The sequence below is a fragment of the Neptunomonas qingdaonensis genome, assembly GCF_900113275.1.
GTDB classification, from domain to species: domain Bacteria; phylum Pseudomonadota; class Gammaproteobacteria; order Pseudomonadales; family Balneatricaceae; genus Neptunomonas; species Neptunomonas qingdaonensis.
This window is the reverse complement of the sequence record NZ_FOOU01000016.1, coordinates 53,229-76,913: the sequence shown is the minus strand read 5'-3', so window position 1 is coordinate 76,913 and position 23,685 is coordinate 53,229. Positions and strand designations below refer to the sequence as shown.

The window sequence follows — 23,685 nt, the reverse complement described above, 5'->3', positions numbered from 1 at the left end:
AGGGCTAAGCTTTGGCATCCGTTCTGAAAAAACAGCTTGAACAATTGGTTTCCAGCGGCCATTACGTCCACTTAAAAGGCGTGCTGCATGGCATTGAAAAAGAAGGTTTACGTGTTGATGGCTCGGGTGAATTATCACAGACGGGCCATCCTGCAGGGCTGGGATCTGCGCTAACCAACAGCACGATTACAACCGATTATTCAGAATCATTACTGGAATTCATTACACCGGTTTTTGAAACACCAGAAGCCGCTCTCAACTTTCTGGATAACCTGCATCGCTTCAGCTACCAGCATTTAGGGGATGAACTGATATGGGGGGGCAGCATGCCCTGCCACATCAATAACGAGGCAGACATCCCTATTGCCCGTTTCGGTGCATCCAATGTTGGTCAGCTAAAACATATCTACCGCGTGGGTCTTGAACACCGCTACGGTAAAATGATGCAGACAATTGCTGGCATCCATTATAACTTTTCTCTTCCAGATAACTTCTGGCAGGCGCTACAAACGCAACAGGGAAATACCGATTCACTGCAGACCTTCCGATCAGCATCCTATTTTCGCCTGATCAGAAATTTTCGTCGCCACTCCTGGTTACTACTCTACCTCTTTGGTGCTTCACCAGCCCTGTGTGATTCATTTTTAAACGGTAAGAAACATAAACTTGAGACATTACAGGAACATACCCTGTATCTGCCCTACGCAACCTCTCTGCGCATGAGTGACCTGGGTTATTCGAACAAAGCCCAGTCTTCTCTGAACATCTGCTTCAACCACCTGAATACCTATATCAGCTCACTGCACAGGGCCATTCATACGCCTTATCCTGCTTATGAAAAGACCGGGGTTAAAGTTGATGGGCACTATAAACAGATAAACACCAACATCCTGCAGATTGAAAATGAATATTACAGTGATGTTCGTCCTAAGCGGGTTGCTCATGCCGGAGAAAAGCCTCTGCATGCTCTGCAACAACGTGGCGTCGAATATATCGAAGTACGCAACACCGATATCAACCCTTTCCTACCGACAGGCATTGATGTACAACAATCCAAATTTCTCGATGCATTTCTGATCAGCTGTCTGTTAATGGGTGATGATGAAATCAGTGAGATTGAATGCGATATGATCAGCGACAATCTGGAGAAAGTCGTCACTCGCGGGCGCAAACCAGGCCTGATGCTGGAGACGCCTGACGGGCCTGTATCACTGCAACAGGCGGGTAACAGCATACTTGAACAGGTTCAGATGACGACAGAGTTGCTTGACACCCTTCATCAAAGCCGTGAATACCAGCTGGCGATCACCGCCCAGCAAGCAAAGCTCGACGATGTTTCGCTGACACCCTCTGCACAGGTTTTAAAGGAACTCAAAGAAAGCGGCTTAAGCCACACACAATGGCTGCTGCAAAAAAGCGCGGAACACAGACAAACCTTTATGCGTTCCACCTTAAGCAGTGACGTACAACAGGCACTAACGCAACAAGTCAGTACATCAGTGCAGCTGCAAAAAGAGATCGAAGCCAGCGATACAGTGGACTTCGATCAATATTTAGCGGACTACCTGGCCAGCTAGCGGGCTGGCCGACCTGGCACTACTGTATAACGAAGCTGGTGAAGAAGAGGTCGGTTACCATCCCCTCGCCTTCTTCTTCAACCAGCAATTTTTGTATCAGTTGTAACCCCTTCTTTGCTAACACCTTTTGCGCCTCAACGGTCTCTAAATCAGCTTCTGTCTGCGCACTGAAGAGAAATACCAAATCATTGCGAACATTCGGCATATGTTGATTAATCGCAAAGCTCGCCGCTTCCGATCCCACCTGAACCGTTACTTCACACTTGAGAAAGCGGATTTTTCCCGGCCCTCCAAAATTAGCAATAAAGGGCTTGAGTTCAACATATCCTATATAATCAGAAGTAATCGGTTGTTCTTCCTCTGCAGCCCATGTTGACGGCAACCACAAACTAAAAAAAACAATGGCGAAAAAACGTAGTAGCATAGCGTCAGGGCTCCGGTTGATAATAAAGAGTTGAGATAGTCATATCAGATAAGTATAACCGTCAATTTAGACTACGCCAGGTTTGATCACTATTGCACCTGAAAGTCGCTTAGGATTAGTATTAAATTATATTAACGAATAAGGATTCGATCATGTTGGAAAAATGCGAAAGTGCACGCGAACGCTGGGGAGGTATCAGCGACATTATTGATCAATGGCTGGAACACAGACAAAAGCTGATCAGTAAATTCGTATCACTGCCAAATGTCGAGGTCAGGGATATTGAAAGCCATGTAGAATTTTTCTGCACATCCATGATGGACTACTTGTCCTCAGGTCATTTTGAAGTGTATGAAAAGTTGTTACATGAAGGCAGCGAATTCAATGATGGTGGTCTGGAAGAAGCGCAGAAAATATTCCCACGCATTCAACCCACAACGGACATCGCTCTGGACTTTAATGATGCTTATGCATCGCTGAAAAACCCGACTGTGCAGCAGATCAGGGAGTTTTCTTTTCAGCTTTCCAAGCTGGGAGAGAACCTGGAAGAACGCTTTGCATTAGAAGATCAGCTGATAGAAATTTTACACACTTCACACCGTGACAGGGTCATGGATGAGGCTTAGTGCGCACAGGGGGAATATATTAATGCTTAAAAAGCCCCACAGGCTGATACTCATTCCCCTTCTTGCAAGTGCTTTAGCTGCGTGCGATAGCGCTAACTCACCATCCTCCGTTTATGAATACACTACACTCGGAGCATACAGTGCTGATATATCGCTGGACGGCCATTACGCCGTTATTGGCTCTCAGGATGAGGGGGGTAGTTTATGGGATATTCAGAAAAATGCACGACTGTTTGACTGGAACCACCGCAAAGATGAACGCTCTATCATCGCCGAATCAGGTTTCTCGCCTGAGGCAAACTTCGCAGTAACAGCCAATCAACAGGATCTGGTTCTCTGGCATACCTTAACCGGACAGCCAGAATGGTTCTGGAGTTCACCCGGCGAGATTCTGGATCTGGCCATTGCAGCAGACGGGAATTTCGCACTACTCGGATTAGCAAACCACGAAGCCGTTTATTTTGATATAAAAAATGGCGGTATACGTCGCACGTTACGCCACCAAGGGCGCGTCAGAAGTGTCGATTTAAGTGCCGATACGCTGACGGCACTGACTGGTTCAGATGACTACAAAACTACCGTATGGGATATGCAAAGCGGTGAAGCTACTCATCAAATCTCCTTAAATAATGTGATCGATGTTGTCGCATTGAGTCCCAACGGAGACAAAGCCTTTAGTGCAAGCAATCTGGATACCGCGATTATCTGGGACACCCAATCAGGCGAGATCCAACATACATTATCAAGCACTGCCGGTTTTTTCCCTAAACGAATGAGCTATGTTGCAGCACGTTTCTCAAAAAATGGCGATCAGTTATTAACAGGTACTGCGGCAGGGCTTATTCAACTATGGGATAGCAACTCAGGAAATGAACTTAAGCGCTGGCGTGCACATAAACGCGAGCCTTATGGTCCAACCAGCACCAGTATCTATGCGGTTGGTTTTGGTTCAGGTGAATATTATGCCATCGGTTCTAACGGTGTGATGAATATACTTAAATAAGCACTATTGATAAGAGTTACCAATAAAAATGGCCGCATCAGCGGCCATTTTTTTAACCAGCTTAGTGATAATTACTCAGCTGGATTAACTTCCAACAGCTCTACGTCAAACAGCAATGCTGAATTCGGGCCAATCGCATTACCCATACCACCCGGCCCGTAAGCGAGCTCAGCCGGGATTGCTAATTTGGCTTTGCCACCCTCTTTCATTAGCTGTAACCCTTCAGTCCAACCCGGAATGACACCATTGAGAGGAAAAGACACGGGCTCATCACGTGCGTAAGAGCTGTCAAATTCAGTACCATCAATCAAAGTACCGCGATAATGAACTTTAACGGTGTCTGTTTCCGTTGGTTGCTTACCGGTGCCCGCTTGGGTTTCTTCATACTGCAAACCACTGTCAGTCGTTTTAACACCAGACTTTTTAGCATTTTCAGCCAGGAATTTCTCGCCTTCATCCAGATTTGCCTGTGCTAACTTAGCCACTTCCTGACGCTGCTCTTCCATCTTCTTCATCTGGAAAGCCTGCATGGTTTCGCCGACTTGTTGTGAATCCATTAATGGCGTTGCATCTTCATAGATAGCCTTAATACCTTCCTGAAAGGCATCCAGATCCATCTCTTCAAGGTCCAGTTTCAGCTTTTCGCCCAATACCAAACCCAGGCTATAGCTTACCTTCTGATTGTCAGTTTCCAATTCAACCGCCTGAGCCACCGGCATTACAACTAAAGAACTTGCCACAGCCATGGCCAGTAATGTTTTTTTCATTCTGTTTCCCTTGGATTTACACATATAAGAGTTTGTTACAGCCTTAGTGCCCGATTAAACCGTAAAGTTCAAAGAGATGCCAATCTTATCCTCTCGCCACTCTATAGTGAGCTATGTACTGGTAAGTATGTACCGACAAAAAGAGGTTAATAAATCACGCTGGCCGGCAGGCACAAGCAGCGTATCGGCTGAAGTGCTATCTTCTGCAAGCAATCGTTTTACATTTTCCTTGATTAAGAGCTCCACCGAGCCAACCTCTTCAGGCCAGCTTTGCGCCAGCGCATACAGATACGCCAACTCGATTCTCTCTGCCTCAAGCTCTGCCTTTCGCATCGTCACATAGAAGGCATCCAAAACAGGCTCATCGGCGCGTATACTCCTCACCCGATATCTCAAGGCCCTTAATGGGTGTGTCATATCATGCTGCCACTGTTGAGCTGAGCTCTGCTGCAGCGCCGCTGTATCCAGCAATTTATGCTGCGTCGCCAGCCACGCTGCATATAATAAGCGATTGATACTCATTCCATATTCATTCTGCAGAGCCAGGCAACACGCTTCCACCTCAGAATATGAATAAAATTTTAACGCAAATGCCCAAAGAGGATTTTGTAATTGCATAGCTATGGTAGAATCTCGCGCCTATGATTCAGTTATCTAAACTCAGCTTACACCGTGGCACTCAGTTTTTACTAGAGCAAGCCGACTTAACCATCTATCCCGGCTGGAAGGTAGGAATTATCGGCGCCAATGGCGTAGGTAAATCCAGCCTGTTCAAACTACTTTTGGGAGAGCTGCAACCGGATGCCGGCGACTGCTACCTGCCGCCGCATCTTACTATTGCCCATATGGCACAGGAAGTCACGGCGATTAATCGCACTGTACTGGATTATGTACTGGATGGTGACAAAGCGTTACGCCGCATTCAGCACGCACTTGAACAGGCAGAGGCTAACGGGGCAAATGACCAACTAGGCGAACTGCACGCAGAACTCGATGCGATTGAAGGCTACAGCGCCTCCGCTCGCGGCCAGCAGCTGCTGGCGGGTTTAGGCTTCACCCCTGCCGATATGCAAAAAGAGGTCAAAGCACTCTCTGGCGGCTGGAGAATCCGCCTTAACCTCGCTCAGGCATTAATGTGCCGCTCAGACATTCTTCTATTGGATGAACCGACTAACCATCTGGATCTCGATGCGACGCTATGGCTTGAACAATGGCTGAAGAACTACCCGGGAACCCTGCTACTGATCTCGCATGATCGCGACTTTCTGGATCAGGTTGTCACGCATATCACGCATATGTATCAACAGCAGCTGACTCTTTATAAAGGTCAGTACAGTGCATTTGAGCGCGCTAAAGCAGAGCGCCTCTCACAACAACAAGCTCAATTCGAAAAGCAGCAACAGCGCATTGCTGAAATTGAGCAGTTTGTCCGCCGCTTCAAAGCCAAAGCATCAAAAGCGAAACAAGCGCAAAGCCGGGTTAAAGAGCTGGAACGTATGGAGCAAATATCGGCAGCTCATATCGACAGCCCTTTCACTTTCCATTTCTACAGCAGCGACAAGGTATCCAACCCGTTATTATCCATACGCGAAGCTGACTGTGGTTATGCCGCCAGCCCGATACTGAAAAACATATCCCTGACATTAGTACCGGGTTCCCGCATCGGCTTACTCGGCCCGAACGGTGCCGGTAAATCGACGCTGATTAAAACATTGGTGGGTGATTTAGCCCAGCTCAGCGGTGAACGCTATTCAGGCGAACACCTTCGGGTCGGTTATTTCGCACAACACCAGCTAGAAGCGTTAGATTTAGAAGCCTCTCCTCTGCTGCATATCATGCGCCTCTCTCCTCAAGCGACTGACCAGGAAGTACGTAACTACCTTGGCTCTTTTGGCTTCATGGGTAACGATGCACTGGAACCGGTAAAACGCTTTTCAGGCGGCGAAAAAGCACGCGTAGCGCTGGCGCTGATTGCCTGGCAAAAACCAAACCTGCTGTTACTGGATGAGCCTACCAACCACCTTGATCTGGAAGTACGTCATGCGTTGACGGTTGCCATGCAGGAATTTGAAGGCGCTGTCATTCTGGTATCACATGACCGTCATTTGTTGCGAAATACCGTTGATCAGTTCTTGCTGGTTGCTAATGGCAAAGTTGAAGAGTTCAGCGGAGATCTGGACGACTACCAAAAATGGCTGACAGAGCAGCGCCGTAGTGAGCAACAAAACAACAGTAACGAAACCGAAACACGCGAGAACCGCTCTTTATCGGCGACAGAGCGCAAAGCACAAAAACGAGAAGCGGCCGAATTGCGCAAAAAACTCAGCCCGCTAAAAGCACAGACAAACAAACTGGAAAAGCAGCTGGAAACATTGCATGCCAAACTTAATTCAATCGAAACCGAATTGGGTGACAGCAGCTTGTATGAAGCAGCCAACAAAGAGAAACTGAAAGAAACGCTGAACTCGCAAGCTCAGCTAAAACAGCAGATAGACGACACAGAAACGCAGTGGATGGAGCAACTGGAAAACCTGGAGACGCTGGAACTGGCACTCGCGATCAATTAATGACTCGCGAGCGCGTTCGTAAACTCTTTCAGAACCTCACTGTCCGCTTCCATCCCTTCAACTTCAGCCATCACCTGTTGCTGAGTGAGTCCTGTTAGCGCCAGCACATCGGCATTAAACTCCTTCTCTAGCGGACCGTCAGCCCAACCTTTCAGGCGGAGCGCATGATTGGCCAGATGGACGATCTGCGCATACACCCCGGCGTTAGGGTTCAAAGGCTCGTTCAGGTATCTGACGCCATTACAAACTTCTTCGGGTAACGACCAGCTTTCCATAAGCCACGCGCCTACCTGCTCTCGCGTTACATGCAAGATATGCTTTTCTATGTAGTCCAGACGCAAATGCGGATTGGCTTCTATATAGCGGGACAAGAGTGAGAAATGCGGCGGAAACAGATGCGCGAGTACGATATAACCAAAATTATGCAGCAGGCCTGATAAATACACGAGCCCGGGTTTTGGCCGGATGCTACTTTCCATTTTTTTAGCTAAACGCTCAGCCAAGGTCGCTGTATACACTGCTTGCTGCCAATACGGTGTTTGATTTCTGGGAGTATCTTCAGGAAGGGTCAGTGTTTTACCCATCGCGATACCTAACGCCAGATTCACCACAAGATCAAACCCCAAGACCCGAATAATCGCATCATCAATGGATTGAATACTGCCAGGTGCCGCATAATAAGGTGAAACAGACCAACTCATCACCTGTGCCGACAAACTCGGATCGACTTTAACCACAGGTACCAAACGATCTACACCGGCAGCAGGATCAGAACGTAGCATAATAATTTTCTGAGTGGTCGGTGCCAAACTGGGCAAACCCAGAGTATCCTCAAGACGCTGACGAATTCTAAGGGCAGTAAAACGCTCAACCGCATGAGAGATCACCGCTTCATCATCGCCCTTTGGCTGTGCTCTATCAATATCAGAAGCACTTAAGCCCAAACGTATGGAGCGCATATTAGCGATATACCATGAGCGATCAGCACTAAAGCGTAAGCCGCTATAGGGCTCAAGTACATCGAGCACATCCTGGCATTCAAAAGCATCGTCAACAAAGACAGGGAGAGAGAAAAGTTTACGCTGTCCCTCTTTTGTCCGTAAAGTTTCCTGACTAAAAAATCGTCGCACATCATCACCTTTAACCGGCTGCAGATGACGCTCAGTTTCCCGCCAGATGCTCACAAGATTAAGCAACTTAACCGCCGGGAGCAAAACCAGTACTTTACCAATGTTATCGTGCAGCAAGACTAATCGGGCAAAGTTGCTTTTGCCAGCATCAGTTTCTAATGTATTTACGCCTATGGCCAATGTGCTCCCTCCCATCACAGCTGACTAATTCATAACATTCAACGACATTACAGTTAGAGTATAGGCAAAACATTCAATTAGTCACTTAATGCGACACTATTTTAAATTTTAAATACTACAAACAAATTCAGGTGTCTGTCGGACTTGACCGGTCGTAGTGAGGGGAAGATCGACTTGAGACAGTTTTGATTCTGTTCAGAGGCGAATAGTGGTTCTATTCAACGAAAAACAGGATCAAAAATGGCCAGGTTCGGCTTTCCCGCACGACTGTATCAAACACGTATAACGCGACTAACCGCACGTAATGCCCTGAGCTTCTTAATGGCTCCTGCCAGATGTACCCTATCCGTCACCGCAATTTCCATATCGACGGTAGCCAGTTGCCCTTCTTTTTCACCCATATCAATTCTCAGGATATTCGCTCCTGTTGCAGATACGGTTGTCGCCAGACTAGCGATGATGCCACGATGAGAAGCAACTTCCAGCTTCAACATCACCGTGAATTCATCATCCATCACATCCGACCACTCCAGATAGATACATTTTTCGGGATCATCACGCATATAACGAATATTACTACACTCAGTGCGGTGAACGACCAGCCCCCGGCCACTACTGATATGGCCAACAATCTGATCACCAAAAATTGGATAGCAGCACTTAGCGTATTGGATTACCAACCCTTCGGTACCTTGTACGGCAATGGGTTTTTGTCCCTTAAGCGACTCACCGGATGTTTCATCAGGTTTGAGCTTTCGCGCCACTACATAAGCCATACGATTTCCCATGCCGATATCTTCCAGCAGGTCTTCAATAGACTCAAAATCTGCGCACTCCAGTACAGCATTGAGCTTTTCAGCATCTATTTCATCAACCGAAATACCATAATGGCCGAGAAACTGGTTCAGCAAACGACGTCCCAGCTCAATGGATTCGTGCCGCTGCTGGTTCTTCAGGAAATGCCGAATACTCGAACGAGCCTTACCCGTCACGACAAAATTCAGCCATGCCATGTTGGGCTGGGCACTACGGGTAGTAATGATTTCAATCGTCTCACCGCTTTCCAATGGCGCAGATAACGGCGCTAAACGACGGTTAATCCGACATGATACACAGGAATTACCCACATCGGTGTGTACTGCGTAGGCAAAATCGACAGGCGTAGCGCCTCGGGGGAGTTCAAGAATACGTCCCTTGGGTGTAAAAACATAAACCTCATCGGGGAAGAGATCTTTTTTAACGTGTTCGATAAACTCCATGGAATCACCGGCACGTTTTTGCATCTCCAGCAGACCCAGCACCCACTTACGGGCACGGTTATACGACCCCACGGCGCTGTCCGAATCACCATAGACCTTATAATGACTGTGTTCCGCAATACCTAACGACGCAACCGCATCCATTTCGCGATTACGAATCTGCACTTCTATGGTGACATCACGTGCCACAAACAGCTCAGTATGCAGCGATTGGTAGCCATTCGCTTTCGGGATAGCGATGTAGTCTTTGAAGCGCCCATGAACAGGCTTATATAGATTGTGGATAGCGCCCAGGATCCGATAACACTCATCAACAGTATCCGTGACGATTCTGAAGGCGAAGACATCCATAATCTCCGCAAACGACTTACGCTGCGCTTTCATCTTGCGGTAAATACTATACAGGTGTTTTTCTCGCCCAGAGACAACACCGGGCAACCCTTCCTGCACAAGCCGCTGGCGGATAGCCTCTTCAATAGAGCTGATCATATCTTTGCGTTGGCCACGCGCCTGTACAACGGCACGACGAATATATTTAGCACGCATCGGGTAAAAGGACTGAAAAGCCAGGTCTTCAAGCTCGACCTGCATATCACGCATACCCAAACGAGCGGCTACCGGTGCATAGATATCCATGGTTTCACGGGCAATTCGTCGCTGTTTTGCCGGAGGCATAGCACCCAGAGTGCGCATATTGTGCAGACGATCAGCCAGTTTAACCAAAATAACGCGAATATCTTCCGCCATGGCCAGGACCATTTTCTGGAAGTTTTCTGCCTGCGCTTCTGCTTTGGTTTCAAACTCCAGATGCGTCAGCTTTGAGACACCATCGACAATATCGGCTACCGAAGTGCCAAATTGGTTTTCAATGCCCTCATAACTGATATCGGTATCTTCAATCACATCATGCAACATCGCCGCCATCAGGCTTTGATGATCCATATGCATAGTCGCAAGAATACTGGAAACAGCCAAGGGGTGAGTCACATAGGGCTCGCCACTTTTTCGACGCTGACCATCATGCGCTTGTTCCGCATAGAAATAAGCACGACGAACTTCCTTGATCTGCTGAAGATCCAGATATTCGTTTAATCGGTCAGAAAGGGAATCAATCGTCGGCATCATTCCTCCAGTACATCGGCGCTAGCAATAATCTACTCACTAAAGCTTCCAGATGGAACAATGCCCGATTAAAAAATGCAGTACTTATCTTTTGCCGAGATCATCAAGAATAGACCGATCGACCAAACCTTCAGCAATTTCACGCAACGCAACAACAGTATCTTTATCGTTTTCACGATCAACTTTGGGTTCTTTTCCGCCTGTTGCCAACTGACGCGCACGCTTTGCTGCAACCATAACCAGCTCAAAACGGTTATCTACATTGTCCAGACAATCTTCAACTGTGACACGAGCCATGCTTAAAACCCCAAAAAATTTGTGAAATACGAAGGACCGAAAATTTTACATCAGACCGCTTATGCTGACAAGAGATCATTCAGCAAATCCACATGCAGTGCGTGTTGCACCTCCAACCGCAGCCGCTGCGAGGTTAATATGGCCTGCAATTGCGCTAATGCTGTGCTGAAATCATCGTTTATCACCACATAATCAAACTCATTGTAATGCGCCATCTCATTAACGGCCTGAGACATGCGAAGATCAATCACTTCGGAGCCATCCTGGCCACGACCGGTGAGACGCTTACGCAACTCTTGTTGGGACGGCGGCAAAATAAAAACGGAAACGGCCTCTGGCATCAGTGCCCGCACTTGCTGTGCACCCTGCCAATCTATTTCCAGAATCACATCCACTCCGCGACTCAGCTCATCCTCAACCCAAACCCGCGACGTGCCATATTTGTTAGTAAATACATCGGCATATTCAAGAAAAAGATTTTCTGCAATTAAAGCATCGAACTGCTCCATTGTGATGAAATTGTAGTCCACCCCGTCCTGCTCACCCGGACGCATCGATCGTGTCGTATGTGACACCGACACCCGCACCTGCGCATCCTGTTCAAGCAGCGCTTTAACCAAGCTGGTTTTACCTGCTCCGGAAGGAGCCGAAACAATATACAGTGTGCCTTTAACGCTCATCTTTTGATTCTCTAAAACGATTTAATGTTGCCCGAAACTTTTTACCAGACCCAGAGCAACAGACATCCGGATCAGTTCAGACAATGAATTCGCCTGCATTTTAGCCATCATATTCGCACGATGACCTTCGACAGTTTTACGATTAATAGCCAGCCAATCTGCTATTTCCTGATTCGCATGCCCGGCTACCACACCTTCAAATACCTGACGCTCACGTTTAGTAAGACTCTGATAATGAAGGCGTATATCTTGCACCTGAGCAGCCTGCTTCCAGTTATTCAGGTTCAACAACAAAGCCTGCTGCACATGATCGATCAGCGCCTGGTCACTGAACGGCTTCTGCAGGAAGGTTAACGCCCCCTGCGTCATCGCCGTTACCGCCATATCTACATCCGCATGCCCGGAGATCATAATCAGCGGAAGTGAAATGTCACGCGCACATAGTTTTTTCTGCGCACTTAAGCCGCTCATGCCGGGCATTCTTACATCCATCAGAATGCACCCTTGTGTATCAGCAGAACAGTTTTCCAGAAAGTCCTGAGCCGAGTCATACGTTACCGTTTTAAAACCAGCAGACTCAAGCAGCCATTTCAACGAATCGCGAACATCAGCATCATCATCGACGACAAAAACATGTTGTACAGGTTCGTTATGCATTCAAATCCTTAGCCGCATTCAGCTCCAATGGTAACATGACCCGAAACACCGCCCCACCTTCAGGCCGATGCTCAGCCGTCAGTTGACCTCCATGCGCTTCCACCAATGAACGGCTGATCGGCAGTCCCATCCCCAACCCTTCTGGCTTGGTGCTATAGAACTGCTCGAACAATCGCTCACTATCATTAGAGAATCCTTCTCCCTGATCGAAAACAGAAATTATAACCTGATCGCGGTTTTGCAGAGAAGCGTCTATCCACACCCTTCGTGGCGTATGATCCGGTTGTGAATGACTGGACTCAATCGCATTCAACAACAAATTAAGAAACACCTGCTCAAGCTGTATCTGATCAGCCAGCACCGGCGGTAAAACACTGGGCGTGCAATTCTCCAATAACACGTTGTGCTGGCCTGCCGAACTGGCACAAAAATCGATCAGATTATCGATGAGCTGATGCAGGTCCAGCGGCTCTCGTAGCGGCTCCTGCTTGCGGGCAAAATCCATCATCCGATGTAGAATGCCGCCAGCACGAAGTGCCGTAGCAGTGATGCGCTGCAAAATAGGAGAGAGCTCCTCCAGTGTCGGAGGAGGTGTTGCCTTCAGGCGTCGCTCAGTGCCACGCGCATAATTAACAATCGCCGTCAGCGGCTGGTTGAGTTCATGAGCGAGACCTGAGGCCATCTCACCCATCGCCGCCAAACGTGATGCACGGTTGAGTTCTTTTTGGTATTGCAATACGCGCGCTTCTGATTCAATCCGACGGCTAACATCACGAGAAACCACAAGAATCTCTTTCAGCTCACCTGTCGACGCATCCCGAATAGAGCGGCTGGTACTTTCCAACCAGGTATAGTGACCGTCTTTACAGCGAAAACGGTAGGTGTGGGTATAAAAACCTTTTTCGTAATATACGCTGGGCCTACGGCGCTTAAAATCCTCAACATCGTCCGGATGATAGAGCTCATAAGCAGACATGCCAACAATCTCATCAACACTAAACCCCAGCAAATGTTCCACCGCTGGCGAAGCATAGATGAAGCGCCACTCATCCGGTGTATGACGCGATATCATATCGGTAGACTGCTCAGCCATCTCCGCCAGCAACCTATTACGTTCTGCATCATCGGTCAGGGTGCTGGTATCCGGCGATAGCTGACAGGGGCCTTTAGTCTTAATGAGTGCTTTCCTCTGACTTACGATCATTACTCCCATCATAACAATTTAACGAGCTAACTGCGCAGGGCTACTCAGCTGAATTCAAGAGGTGTCGCTGACCTTTTTCGCTGACCTTAATTGTGCTCTGTCTTAACGCAAAAACTTCTTACTGAACAATTTAAAACCCTCTGCATCCGAGCGTCGCAACCACTCAAATCCAACCATCTCACGGGTAATAATTTTGATGCCTTCGTCACGCATACGCGCAATGGCGAATTCAGTATCTTTAGGATTACGGGCTGATATCGCATCCGCAACCACAAATACCTGCTTACCCATGGCCTTAAAACTCATGGCGCTTTGGAGCACACAGGCATGAGCTTCCATGCCACAAATGACAACCTGATCCTGCGTGATCGTTTTCAACTTATCCTGAAACTGCGGCGCATCAACACAGGAGAAGAAAGTCTTGCCGGTGAAGTTATCTGCGCCAACACGCTCGCGTAGCCCGTCTGCCGTTGGGCCAACACCTTCAGGATACTGCTCTGTGCCAAACACAGGTATATTCAGCGCATGCGCCAATTCAACTAACGAATCGCAATACTGCACCAACTTGTCACTTTCATGAATGCCCGGTAATAAACGTGACTGCACATCAATCACCATCAGGCACGACTTGTCTTTTTGTAACATCATATTATTTTCCCTCTACAGGACGACGGTCCACCATATTAGTCGCCACACCTTGAGCAACCACTTTACCTTTTACGCTGCATATCGTTTCCAAAGTAACACGACGACGCTCAGGGTTAATGTCGATCACTGTTGCTGTGGCTGTCACAGTATCGCCTATATAAACAGGTGCTTTAAAGCTAATTTGCTGATCAACATAGATGGCACCGGGGCCAGGCATTCGCGTTCCCAATACAGCAGAGATCAATGCAGCACTAAACATGCCGTGCACAATACGATCTTTAAACATCGTCTGGGCGGCATATTCCGCATTGATATGTACGGGATTATCATCACCCGAAATACCGGCAAACAATACAACATCCGCTTCAGTGATCGTTTTTGCATAGCTTGCAGATTGTCCGATACTCAGATCTTCAAGATAAAAACCATGTAATTCCTGCATTTAAAGCCTCGCTGTTTCGTCATTGTCAATTTGGATGTCCTCTACGCTAATGCTTTATTATCAAAAAACCAAGGGTTTTTACTTGGTTTTGTGTTTTTATTTTGCTAGCTTATGATGAGTTAATGAGCACAATCCTTTTCAATCTCTGCTCAAAAGCACGAGGTGATGCATGACAAATCCATCAAATAACGGCTTTCTGGAACGCACATTCAGCCACTTAAGGCTCGCCTGGAGAGAGGCGACAGATAATCGAACATCACTCGAACAATTAAATTTGTCGCCAGAGCTCAGTGATGATGACGCCGTGATACTGCGTACATGGTTCGACCACTGCCTGACCGACAAAGGCGGTGAAGTCGCTTCAAGAGCGCGTGCTGCCACATTAGGCAAAAGTTATCTGGAGCTTAATCCAACCGGACAACAGCGCTTTCTGTCGATCTTGGCACAGCATTACGATACAGATGCAACAGCAGTGGAGCAGCGTATTGCTGACTGGCAAGCCTCCTCAGATGACACCCGCGCAGAAGCCGCACGCCAATTAAGGAAAGTGCTCGAGCCGCCACGCATGAAATTGCTGACATTATTTAATGAGCTACCCGAAGGGATCAAGTTTCTGGTAGACATGCGTGCACAGATTCTCACATTGAAAAACCAGCACCCTGAATTAAAGCCGCTGGAGGCAGATCTTAAACGCCTGTTTATCAGCTGGTTCGATATTGGCTTGTTACAACTCGAACAGATCAACTGGCAATCCAGTGCAGAGTTACTCGAAAAGCTGATTGCCTATGAAGCAGTTCACGCCATAAAAAGCTGGGACGACCTGAAAAACCGTCTTGATTCAGACCGCCGCTGCTTTGCTTTTTTCCACCCAAACATGCCCAATGAGCCGATTATTTTTGTTGAAGTTGCACTGGTAAAAGGCCTGGCAGATAACGTGCAGACACTGCTGGATGAATCCGCTCCGGTTGGCGATATAGAGCAGGCCGATACCGCTATTTTTTATAGTATATCGAATGCCCAACGAGGCCTTGCAGGTATCAGTTTTGGTAACTTCCTGATCAAACGGGTCGTCAAAGAGTTACGCCATGACTTCCCGCATTTAACGCAGTTTTCAACACTGTCGCCTATCCCCGGTTTACGCCACTGGCTCAATCAGAACGCACCCGACATTACCCAAAAGCTAGCGCAGAATATGGCTCAAAATCAGCCATCTGATGAGCAGCTGCGCGCAGCCCTGAGCAAACAGGCCGCCTATTATCTGGCCAAAGCGGAGCGCCCGGGAGGCACCGCAGCCGACCGGGTCACTCACTTCCATCTGAGCAACGGCGCACAGGTCGCGCAGCTTAACTGGATGGCGGATACCTCTGAAAACGGCCTGAAGCAGTCGGCTGGTTTCATGGTCAACTACCTGTATGATCTGGCCAACATTGAAGAACGCAGCCAGGCCTACCTCAGCCATGGAACACGCTCCCTTTCCTCCTCAATAAAAGCCTTACTGAATAACTAATATCAGCAAACAACACGTACGGGATTTCAGATAACTCGTACGGTATTTCAAATAAAAAGGAATAATAAAATGACTCAACGAATCGCAATTGTAACCGGTGCTAACGGCGGCTTAGGCGAATCCATGTGTAAAGCCCTGATCGGACAAGGCCGCAAAGTCATTGGCACTTACGTACCGGGCCACGATGCTGCCGCAACCAGCTGGCAGGAAAAGATGAAACAGCAGGGTTTCGATATCATTATTAAAGCGGTGGATGTATCAGATTATGACGCCTGCAAACGCATGCTTGAGGAAGTCGAAAGCAGTGAAGGCAGCGTCGACATTCTGGTGAATAACGCCGGTATCACACGCGACGCTCCGTTGAAAAAGATGCAGCCTGATCAATGGCAGGCGGTGATTCAAACCAACCTGAACTCAATGTTTAATATGAGCCAACCAATATTTGAAGCGATGTGTAGTCGCGGCTGGGGGCGAATCGTGAACATTTCCTCTTTAAACGGTCAAAAAGGTCAGTTCGGCCAGGCAAACTACTCTGCCGCCAAAGCAGGCATATATGGATTCACCAAAGCGATTGCTCAGGAAGGCGCAAAAAAAGGCGTTACTGTTAATTCCATATCCCCCGGCTATATTGATACGCCGATGGTCCGCAAGGTCCCGGAAAACGTCTTAAACAGTATCGTTGCGGGGATTCCTGTGGGCCGACTCGGACAGCCGGAAGAGATCGCTCGTGCGGTGGTGTTTCTGACAGCAGATGAGGCCGGATTTATTACCGGCAGTAATGTCTCGGTGAATGGCGGCCAGTACATGGCGTAGGCCTGAAGCGCCCTCACTGTTGTCGTGAGGGTAGCTCTCTGTTTCCACAAAAACCGATTATTTCCTCAGTAAACGCAAGCCATTGCCAACCACCAGCAAGCTCGCCCCCATATCAGCAAAAACAGCCATCCACATGGTGCCTAATCCCATGACTGTCAGCACCAGAAAGACCGCTTTTATACCCAGCGCCAGTGCAATGTTCTGAATCAAAATGCGACGGGTTTGCCGTGATAAACGCACAAAAGCAGGCACTTTACGCAGATCATCATCCATCAAAGCAACATCGGCGGTTTCAATCGCAGTATCTGAACCCATCGCCCCCATCGCAAAGCCTATCTGTGCGCGGGCCAGTGCAGGGGCATCATTAATGCCATCACCGACCATGCCAACAGTCGCGTCTTTTTCCAAGGCGGTAATCGCCGCCAGTTTATCTTCGGGAAGTTGATTACCCCGTGCTTCATCGATACCGACTTGTTGAGCAATCGCTGTTGCCGTGTGCTGATTATCCCCCGTCAACATAATCGTTTTTATACCTAGTTGATGCAGCTCAGCAACCGCTTCGCGGCTGGTCGCTTTTACCGTATCAGCAACCGCAAACAGAGCCAATACTTGCTGATCATCCACCAGCATCACTACGCTTTTCCCTTCTCGTTCAAGTTGACCTAAACGTGCTTCAAGCGCACTGGAGCAAAGCCCTGACTCTTCTATCAGGCGATGATTACCCAGAGAGTAAGACCGCCCTTTGATGCGCCCTTTCACACCCCGTCCAGGAATCGCTTCAAAGCTATCTACATTCAAAGATGCCCCTGGACTCTTCTGTGCAGTGCTCACATTAACAAAATTAGCCGCCTCCGCTTTCGCAATCGCCTGCGAAACAGGATGATCTGATCGCATGGCAAGACTCGCAGCCAACTGATAGCACCCCTCAATTGTATGCCCAGCCGTTTGCGCCGCCCGCGGATCAATTAAGACCTCAAACTCGGTTAACACAGGTTTACCGTGAGTAAGCGTGCCGGTCTTATCCAGCGCCAACCATGAGAGCTTGTGCCCCTCTTCCAGATAAACCCCACCTTTAATCAGAATGCCGCGCCGGGCAGCCGCCGCCAAACCACTGACAATTGTCACAGGGGTAGAGATCACCAGCGCACACGGGCAGGCGATTACCAACAGCACCAGTGCTTTATAAACCCAGTCAAACCAGTCACCACCCATCAATAACGGAGGCACAACGGCCACGGCTAACGCAATAAAAAAAACAATCGGTGTATAGAGGCGCGCAAATTGATCGACAAAACGTTGTGTAGGCGCTTTCGCACCCTGCGCTTCTTCTACTGCATGAATAATGCGCGCCAGTGCGGAATCATCCGCCGCGGCACTCACCTTATACTCAAATGAACCCGATTCATTGATCGTACCCGCATATACCTGATCGCCCTCCGCCTTATCCACAGGTAAACTTTCGCCAGTAATTGGCGCCTGATTCAAGGTTGAGCGGCCCCGCACTATCTCTCCATCAAGAGCAATGCGTTCTCCTGGTTTAACCCTGACCCGACTGCCAACGGCCACAGTGGCTGCCGCGACTTCCAGCCAGCTACCATCAGATTGTTGTACCGTTGCTTTTTCCGGTGCCAAATTCATTAAGCCGGCAATCGCATTACGCGCCCGATCCAGCGATTTCGCCTCAATCAGTTCTGCCAGCGTAAACAGCACCATCACCATCGCCGCCTCTGGCCACTGTCCTAATATCAAGGCCCCCGTCACCGCAATACTCATCAACGCATTGATATTCAGATCACCGTGACGAACCGCCACCCAACCTTTTTTATAGGTCGTCAGTCCACTAAGCCCGACCGCAATTAACGCCAGCACAGCGGCTAAACCATTATTAGATAGCTCACCAGACAGCCAACCCGAGAGTCCATTAATCGGCTCTAACCAACCAACCACCTCAGCCATAAGCGCCGCCACAGCGGCAAGCCCCAATGGCCACCATGATTTTTTCGGCTCGGTCTTTGGCGGCAACTCCCCCTGTGCGCCGGACACTTCCGGTTCAAATCCGAGCGAACGAATCCCTGCTAACACCGCTTCCAGCGCATCCTCTGTATGCTCAACCATGAGCACCCGTTGCATCAGATTAAACTCCAAACTGATGACATCCGGCATAGTGCCCAATTTTTTGCGAATCAGCGCCTCTTCAGTCGGACAATCCATCTGCATAATACGAATAGGGGTACGAAATCCACTATCCACTCTCTGCGACCCGGATAGCGGGCTGGCAATAGCAGGCTCAGCAGCACAGCACGACGTCACACGGTTATCATCTGTGTGATTGTTGACATGACCCTGCTCTTTCTCCTGAGGGTTATTATCGGCTACTGACCCACAACAACTGCTTATCGAATCGCGCATAGTGATTAACCTCATTCTGTCGTATGCTTAGCATTAAACACCCTGAAGCTGCTTTAGGGTCAAGGCTCAAAAGTGAATAAACTAGGAAGAAAGCAGAACGATCCTGGAGCAAACGATGAAAATTGGTGAATTAGCAAAACAGGTTGGCTTCACCGTAGAAACCATCCGTTACTATGAAAAAGAAGGATTGCTGCATCCGGCCCTGCGTGACCCGGCCAACAACTACCGCCGCTACGATCATAGCCACTTGGAGCGGCTAATTTTCATCCGTCGCTGCCGCACACTGGCGATGACGCATGAAGAAATTCAGGTGCTGCTACAGGCCCGCGTTCAACCGAATGCCAGTTGTGAAACGATTAATGAATTAATTGATGAACATATACATCATGTACAAGCCAGAATCGCCGAGCTGCAAATACTGGAAACACAACTGATTGAGCTACGCGGCCAGTGCCGGGCAGCCCATACCACCCGCGATTGTGGTATTCTGCGCGAGTTGGATCATCCTACTGAGGAGTTAACAGAACCCGCTGTAGTACATAGCCACGTGCCCGGCAGCCAATGCCGTGGCGGACAACACAAATAATCTATTTTGCTGTTTTTACCTTCTGCTTAAGACAAAAACAGCGGCGCTAATTTATCCTCGGGCTGCTTATTTGCAGCCTCTTTACCCTTAAACGCCTGCACGGCGTTCCACAAAGCATCGCCCTGCCAACGCTGCTCAGCCTGATCGGTTTTCTGGCTGTAACTCTTCTGGCTATAACTCTTCTGGCTATAACTGTGCTTGTGCAGCTCTGCAATCGCCTCTCGCAGCTCTGGGCTGACTCTCAAAGAGAGCTGGTTCAAATTACTACACTCTGGCCAAAACTGCTGCCCCCACTCAATCAGCGCCAATCGTGCTGCAGCGGCATTATGACTGTGGCACGCTTCTTTCAAAGAAGAGAGCGACCGGGGCGGGTTCAATGGCGACTCGGCATCAGAGTTTACCGGCTGCTGACGAGCGCGCCTTTGTAGTAGCCAGACGATCATTAATGTTGCCAGACTGCCCACCAGCGCCCCGAAGAACGCAATCCATCCTATGCTGATCGATTGATCATTTGTAGCCACTGACGAAGCTTGGGCAGGAACCGCAGCCACTGAATTCGTTGGCGTTGACTGTGTATGTGTTTGTGTTTGTGTTTGTGTTTGTGTCGCAGAGCTTGGCGCTGGGTTGTGCAAAACAGGATCTGTTCGCGAATTGCCTATTGGATCCTGAGGCTTCGCTGTTGTAGATGCTGTAGCAGGGTCAGGCTGCCGCTGTACATTTTTCGCCGCCGCCACCGGTATGCTTCGCGCGGCAAGTATGGCTGTTTGTTCGCTGTTGCTCTTCACATCCCACCAGGGAATGCGTAACTCGGGCAATATCAGCTGACCTGCACGTTCGGGTATCAAGGTCACTTCCAACGTCAGCGTCGAGGACAACAAGTCGTTTTCATACTTCTGGCTAACATCAGGGGTAGATGCATACTGCTTAATGCCATCAATATCCGGCAAAGCGAGTTCTGCTATCTGATGGCGACTGACGCCTTCGGCATGCAGCGTTATTGTCCGGGTTATGGGCTCACCCACCATGAACTGATCACTGCTCCAGCTATCCGTCAAGGTTAGGTTTTCTGCAGGAAGCCAGGTATTACCAGTAAAACTGGCGGGTATCGGCTCAACCTCCAACTGATAGCCTTGAGCCGCTATCTGAATGCGGCGCATCTCACCAGGATCAGAAAAACCGGAGAAACCACCACTAAAAGGACTGCGGCTCTGCCGGCCCGTTTGGATCTGCCCGATGAGTCTTGCAGGGCTGATAGTCAACGACCCACTCTGTTGCGGTGTAATCAGCCAGGCCTGTTCAACGACGCTAATCTGACGGCCGTTTAATGTTTGCTGATACTGTCGCTGATCACCCAAGGGTTCAATCAATGCCTGTCCTGCTGTGATTTCAGGGCCTTGTAAGGTGGCGTTAAATATCTGCCGCCCCAGCAATAAACTGGTTTGATAAACTAATGGCTGCTGCACTTTTGGTTGCTGGCTGGAGAGCGTTGATAACATCTCGATGCCACCCTCTACTGCTGTGGGCTGAGTGACTTTTGACACCCGCAGCGCATGCGATTCGGTCTGTTCTCCATCAATGCTGATCGGCGGTATCTGCAGATCTCCGGCCCGTTTGGGTAACAGTGTCAGCACCAGCGTTGTCGAACTGTTGAGCTGGCCATTTCGAATGATCGTGCTGGACTGCTGGCTTCGGCCGAGCACTTCAAAATCCACTTCCAGCGGCGTTAAATCAATCTTATCGCCATCGACATTTTCCAGATCAATACTCAGGCGAATGCTGTCGCCCTGTTCAATCAGACTATGATTAATACTGCTTTTAATGGCTGCCTGAAGATTAAGACTGGCACACAAAAGCATAACGAATAAGCATGCTCGTGTTCTGCTTACCATGTTTTTTCCTCTCCCGAGTTTTGCTCAGCCTGTTGGCGATACTGATAGAGAAATTTGCGACGCCATAAGCCTGCCGGATCATCCACTATTCGGTTAAGGAGCTGCTGCCTCGCTTGTTCAGATTCATCTATGGGCTGATCAGGTTGCTCTGCAGCAACACTGGCCGTCTCTTCGCCATCATGTGACCGAGCCTGATCCATCTGTTGCTTAAGATAATCTGCCGCTTGTTTCTGACCTTTATCCTTTTCTTTCGTACTATCCGCTGCTTGCTCTGCAGTTTGATTGGCCGTTTCACCTTGTAGATCTTTCTTTGCCGGGTCGGTTTGGGGTGGCGTTTCGGCCGAAGCGTTTTTTTCATTATTTGATGCCTGTTCGCCTGATTGAGTCTGATCAGTTGGCTCACTTTGCTGCCCTTGCTGATCCTGCTTGTCCTGTTTATCAGAGGATGACTGTTGCGGTTCGCCGCCCTGCTGTTGATCTTGCTGCTGTTGATCCTGTTTTTGCTGCTGTTCCTGCTGCTTTTTCAGATCTTCCAGCAGTTTCTTATTTACCTTAGCATTTTCATGATCAGGTTGTTGCTTCAGTGCCTGCTCAAACGCCGCAATCGCCTCATCAATCTTCTGCTGTTGCGCCAGAATATTACCGCGATTATACCAATCGGCAGCGGTTTCCGGGGTCGCGACACTCTGTAATGCCGCGTCATAGTTCTGCGCTTCATACGCGGCAACTTGCTTCCAGCGCGGGTCTGCAAATGTGTCTGCAGCCGCCGCTTTATCACCCGCCTGATACTTTTCTGCGGCCTGCTGATCCGCCGTTTTCCATAAATCCTGCCATATCCCGGCTTGCGCATCCGGCGTAAAAGACACGGCACCCAGACATATTACAGGTAACATCAGAGGCAACACCTGGTTCAACATGCCGCGCCGAAACAGCGGCAACAGCAACGGAAGCGCCAGTAACACAAACCACGGACCTTCCGCTATCCAGCGTTCAACCTCAGTGGCGGCTTTTACTTCTTCGCGCTTGCCACTGGCGAATGTGGCAATAAGGGTGGTTAAATCGGAGTCATCCGCCACCAGCTGCACGGCCTTACCGCCGCCTAGTGCGGCCGCTTCACGCATCTCAGACATATTGGTACGCGCCAGTATGACCTGCCCCTGGCGATCTTTTAAGGGTCCAAACTGCGTCGGTATCGGTGCGCCCTGCGCTGACCCTACGGCTAAAATCGACAGTGTTCTTCCCTGTTGCGCTAAACGACTCGCCTCTGCCGCTATCTGCGCAGGTTCAACTTCATCACTGATGAGCAAAACGCTACCGCCTCGCACGCCGGCCTGTGTCAGCACCTCATTCGCTTGTTTAAGCGCGCGATCAGCACGGCTGCCAGGGGAAGGCATAATCTCAGGTTGCATCACTGGCAACTGCGCCAAAATAGTACTGGTGTCTTCTGTTAAAGGTGTGACAACAAAGGCATCACCGGCGTACACCACCAGCGCAACCTGACTATCCGGCAAACGGCCCAGCAGATCCTCAATTTTAAAGTGTGCCCGCTGAAGTCGGCTCGGTTTAATATCGGTCGCATTCATCGACGCTGACAGATCCAATGCAATCACCACTGCCGCGCTTTGTTTAAAGGCAGGCACGGGTTGTTGTTTCCACACCGGCTGTGCAGCCGCAACCGCAAGCAACACAGCCGCAACCGCAATAGCCAACAGCGGCGCTCTTTTTGTTGATGCCGTTTGTCCTTCTTTTAACAGCAGCGGCAACAAGGCAGGATCACACACTTGCGACCAATATTCCTGAGTGCGACCTTTCTGGTGTTGCCAGAGATAACCCAGCACGGCAAAAACCGGTAGCAGCAGCAGCCAGAGGGGTTGCTGGAAATGAAATGCAGCTAACAT

General features: G+C 49.1%; 21 protein-coding genes. 7 read left to right on the top strand and 14 right to left on the bottom strand.

Annotated elements, in window-relative coordinates; translation table 11 throughout:
* The first annotated feature begins 11 nt into the window (after positions 1–11).
* Entirely contained in the window at positions 12–1,577 is a 1,566-nt protein-coding gene (gshA, locus tag BM099_RS17740) for a glutamate--cysteine ligase (protein ID WP_090730141.1), read from the top strand.
* A 19-nt stretch (positions 1,578–1,596) separates the two neighbouring features.
* Here gshA and BM099_RS17735 read toward each other — a convergent pair whose 3' ends face one another.
* Positions 1,597–2,001, bottom strand: coding sequence for a flagellar basal body-associated FliL family protein (locus BM099_RS17735; protein ID WP_090730138.1), 405 nt, complete (start codon positions 1,999–2,001; stop codon positions 1,597–1,599).
* Between the two features lie 152 nt (positions 2,002–2,153).
* Between BM099_RS17735 and rsd the strand changes: the two genes are divergently transcribed.
* Positions 2,154–2,627, top strand: coding sequence for a sigma D regulator (gene rsd, locus BM099_RS17730; RefSeq protein WP_090730136.1), 474 nt, complete (start codon positions 2,154–2,156; stop codon positions 2,625–2,627).
* Between the two features lie 22 nt (positions 2,628–2,649).
* Positions 2,650–3,630 carry a WD40 repeat domain-containing protein gene (locus tag BM099_RS17725; RefSeq protein ID WP_090730131.1) on the top strand — a complete coding sequence of 327 codons (981 nt, stop codon included), beginning with the start codon at positions 2,650–2,652 and terminating at the stop codon, positions 3,628–3,630.
* 71 nt (positions 3,631–3,701) lie between these two features.
* On the opposite strand, the gene bamJ is transcribed toward BM099_RS17725, so the two are convergent.
* Together bamJ and BM099_RS17715 are read right to left on the bottom strand one after the other, a co-directional pair.
* Positions 3,702–4,397 (bottom strand): BamJ family beta-barrel-assembly machinery protein, encoded by a 696-nt coding sequence (gene bamJ, locus BM099_RS17720; RefSeq protein WP_090730127.1) that lies wholly within the window; start codon positions 4,395–4,397, stop codon positions 3,702–3,704.
* 111 nt (positions 4,398–4,508) lie between these two features.
* Entirely contained in the window at positions 4,509–5,015 is a 507-nt protein-coding gene (locus BM099_RS17715; RefSeq protein ID WP_090730123.1) for a TIGR02444 family protein, read from the bottom strand.
* Positions 5,016–5,038: 23 nt separating this feature from the next.
* Between BM099_RS17715 and BM099_RS17710 the strand changes: the two genes are divergently transcribed.
* The gene (locus tag BM099_RS17710) at positions 5,039–6,964 is read left to right on the top strand and encodes an ATP-binding cassette domain-containing protein (protein WP_090730120.1); all 1,926 of its coding nucleotides are present in this window, start codon (positions 5,039–5,041) and stop codon (positions 6,962–6,964) included.
* Here the strand turns inward: BM099_RS17710 and BM099_RS17705 are convergent.
* From BM099_RS17705 to BM099_RS17670, 8 genes are all read right to left on the bottom strand, one after another.
* A complete protein-coding gene (locus tag BM099_RS17705) occupies positions 6,961–8,274 on the bottom strand; it encodes an HDOD domain-containing protein (protein ID WP_232349011.1) in 1,314 nt (437 codons plus the stop codon). The genes BM099_RS17710 and BM099_RS17705 overlap by 4 nt on opposite strands.
* Before the next feature lie 272 nt (positions 8,275–8,546).
* Positions 8,547–10,655, bottom strand: a complete 2,109-nt coding sequence (locus BM099_RS17700) for a RelA/SpoT family protein (RefSeq protein WP_090730113.1) — start codon at positions 10,653–10,655, stop codon at positions 8,547–8,549.
* An 84-nt stretch (positions 10,656–10,739) separates the two neighbouring features.
* Positions 10,740–10,952 (bottom strand): DNA-directed RNA polymerase subunit omega, encoded by a 213-nt coding sequence (gene rpoZ, locus BM099_RS17695; RefSeq protein ID WP_090730111.1) that lies wholly within the window; start codon positions 10,950–10,952, stop codon positions 10,740–10,742.
* A 59-nt stretch (positions 10,953–11,011) separates the two neighbouring features.
* Positions 11,012–11,632, bottom strand: coding sequence for a guanylate kinase (gene gmk / locus BM099_RS17690; protein WP_090730108.1), 621 nt, complete (start codon positions 11,630–11,632; stop codon positions 11,012–11,014).
* Between the two features lie 21 nt (positions 11,633–11,653).
* A complete protein-coding gene (locus tag BM099_RS17685; RefSeq protein WP_090730103.1) occupies positions 11,654–12,289 on the bottom strand; it encodes a response regulator transcription factor in 636 nt (211 codons plus the stop codon).
* Positions 12,282–13,493, bottom strand: a complete 1,212-nt coding sequence (locus BM099_RS17680; RefSeq protein ID WP_090730100.1) for an ATP-binding protein — start codon at positions 13,491–13,493, stop codon at positions 12,282–12,284. The genes BM099_RS17685 and BM099_RS17680 overlap by 8 nt, the downstream gene beginning before the upstream one ends.
* A 102-nt stretch (positions 13,494–13,595) precedes the next feature.
* Entirely contained in the window at positions 13,596–14,141 is a 546-nt protein-coding gene (locus tag BM099_RS17675; protein WP_090730097.1) for a hydrolase, read from the bottom strand.
* Position 14,142: 1 nt separating this feature from the next.
* Complete coding sequence (locus BM099_RS17670) at positions 14,143–14,583, bottom strand: MaoC family dehydratase (protein WP_090730094.1); 441 nt, start codon at positions 14,581–14,583, stop codon at positions 14,143–14,145.
* Between the two features lie 169 nt (positions 14,584–14,752).
* Between BM099_RS17670 and BM099_RS17665 the strand changes: the two genes are divergently transcribed.
* The gene (locus BM099_RS17665; protein WP_090730090.1) at positions 14,753–16,090 is read left to right on the top strand and encodes a malonyl-CoA decarboxylase; all 1,338 of its coding nucleotides are present in this window, start codon (positions 14,753–14,755) and stop codon (positions 16,088–16,090) included.
* A gap of 69 nt (positions 16,091–16,159) precedes the next feature.
* On the top strand, positions 16,160–16,903 hold the full coding sequence (gene phbB, locus BM099_RS17660) for an acetoacetyl-CoA reductase (RefSeq protein WP_090730085.1): 744 nt from the start codon (positions 16,160–16,162) through the stop codon (positions 16,901–16,903).
* Between the two features lie 57 nt (positions 16,904–16,960).
* Here phbB and BM099_RS17655 read toward each other — a convergent pair whose 3' ends face one another.
* Positions 16,961–19,312: a heavy metal translocating P-type ATPase gene (locus BM099_RS17655; RefSeq protein ID WP_232349012.1), complete on the bottom strand. Its 2,352-nt coding sequence runs from the start codon at positions 19,310–19,312 to the stop codon at positions 16,961–16,963.
* A 115-nt stretch (positions 19,313–19,427) separates the two neighbouring features.
* On the opposite strand from BM099_RS17655, the gene cadR reads away from it, so the two are divergent.
* Positions 19,428–19,898, top strand: coding sequence for a Cd(II)/Pb(II)-responsive transcriptional regulator (cadR, locus tag BM099_RS17650; RefSeq protein ID WP_090730075.1), 471 nt, complete (start codon positions 19,428–19,430; stop codon positions 19,896–19,898).
* A gap of 26 nt (positions 19,899–19,924) precedes the next feature.
* Here the strand turns inward: cadR and BM099_RS17645 are convergent, their stop codons facing one another.
* Both BM099_RS17645 and BM099_RS17640 read right to left on the bottom strand, forming a co-directional pair.
* On the bottom strand, positions 19,925–21,787 hold the full coding sequence (locus BM099_RS17645; protein WP_090730071.1) for a BatD family protein: 1,863 nt from the start codon (positions 21,785–21,787) through the stop codon (positions 19,925–19,927).
* Positions 21,781–23,685 carry a VWA domain-containing protein gene (locus BM099_RS17640; RefSeq protein WP_090730068.1) on the bottom strand — a complete coding sequence of 635 codons (1,905 nt, stop codon included), beginning with the start codon at positions 23,683–23,685 and terminating at the stop codon, positions 21,781–21,783. The genes BM099_RS17645 and BM099_RS17640 overlap by 7 nt, the downstream gene beginning before the upstream one ends.

Bases quoted from the DNA above. Each gene is read 5' to 3' on its own strand.
- BM099_RS17735 (WP_090730138.1), bottom strand. From the start codon at position 2,001: ATGCTACTACGTTTTTTCGCCATTGTTTTTTTTAGTTTGTGGTTGCCG.
- rsd (WP_090730136.1), top strand. From the start codon at position 2,154: ATGTTGGAAAAATGCGAAAGTGCACGCGAACGCTGGGGAGGTATCAGC.
- BM099_RS17725 (WP_090730131.1), top strand. From the start codon at position 2,650: ATGCTTAAAAAGCCCCACAGGCTGATACTCATTCCCCTTCTTGCAAGT.
- bamJ (WP_090730127.1), bottom strand. From the start codon at position 4,397: ATGAAAAAAACATTACTGGCCATGGCTGTGGCAAGTTCTTTAGTTGTA.
- BM099_RS17715 (WP_090730123.1), bottom strand. From the start codon at position 5,015: ATGCAATTACAAAATCCTCTTTGGGCATTTGCGTTAAAATTTTATTCA.
- BM099_RS17710 (WP_090730120.1), top strand. From the start codon at position 5,039: ATGATTCAGTTATCTAAACTCAGCTTACACCGTGGCACTCAGTTTTTA.
- BM099_RS17700 (WP_090730113.1), bottom strand. From the start codon at position 10,655: ATGCCGACGATTGATTCCCTTTCTGACCGATTAAACGAATATCTGGAT.
- rpoZ (WP_090730111.1), bottom strand. From the start codon at position 10,952: ATGGCTCGTGTCACAGTTGAAGATTGTCTGGACAATGTAGATAACCGT.
- gmk (WP_090730108.1), bottom strand. From the start codon at position 11,632: ATGAGCGTTAAAGGCACACTGTATATTGTTTCGGCTCCTTCCGGAGCA.
- BM099_RS17685 (WP_090730103.1), bottom strand. From the start codon at position 12,289: ATGCATAACGAACCTGTACAACATGTTTTTGTCGTCGATGATGATGCT.
- BM099_RS17680 (WP_090730100.1), bottom strand. From the start codon at position 13,493: ATGATCGTAAGTCAGAGGAAAGCACTCATTAAGACTAAAGGCCCCTGT.
- BM099_RS17675 (WP_090730097.1), bottom strand. From the start codon at position 14,141: ATGATGTTACAAAAAGACAAGTCGTGCCTGATGGTGATTGATGTGCAG.
- BM099_RS17670 (WP_090730094.1), bottom strand. From the start codon at position 14,583: ATGCAGGAATTACATGGTTTTTATCTTGAAGATCTGAGTATCGGACAA.
- BM099_RS17665 (WP_090730090.1), top strand. From the start codon at position 14,753: ATGACAAATCCATCAAATAACGGCTTTCTGGAACGCACATTCAGCCAC.
- phbB (WP_090730085.1), top strand. From the start codon at position 16,160: ATGACTCAACGAATCGCAATTGTAACCGGTGCTAACGGCGGCTTAGGC.
- BM099_RS17655 (WP_232349012.1), bottom strand. From the start codon at position 19,312: ATGCGCGATTCGATAAGCAGTTGTTGTGGGTCAGTAGCCGATAATAAC.
- cadR (WP_090730075.1), top strand. From the start codon at position 19,428: ATGAAAATTGGTGAATTAGCAAAACAGGTTGGCTTCACCGTAGAAACC.
- BM099_RS17645 (WP_090730071.1), bottom strand. From the start codon at position 21,787: ATGGTAAGCAGAACACGAGCATGCTTATTCGTTATGCTTTTGTGTGCC.
- BM099_RS17640 (WP_090730068.1), bottom strand. From the start codon at position 23,685: ATGTTAGCTGCATTTCATTTCCAGCAACCCCTCTGGCTGCTGCTGCTA.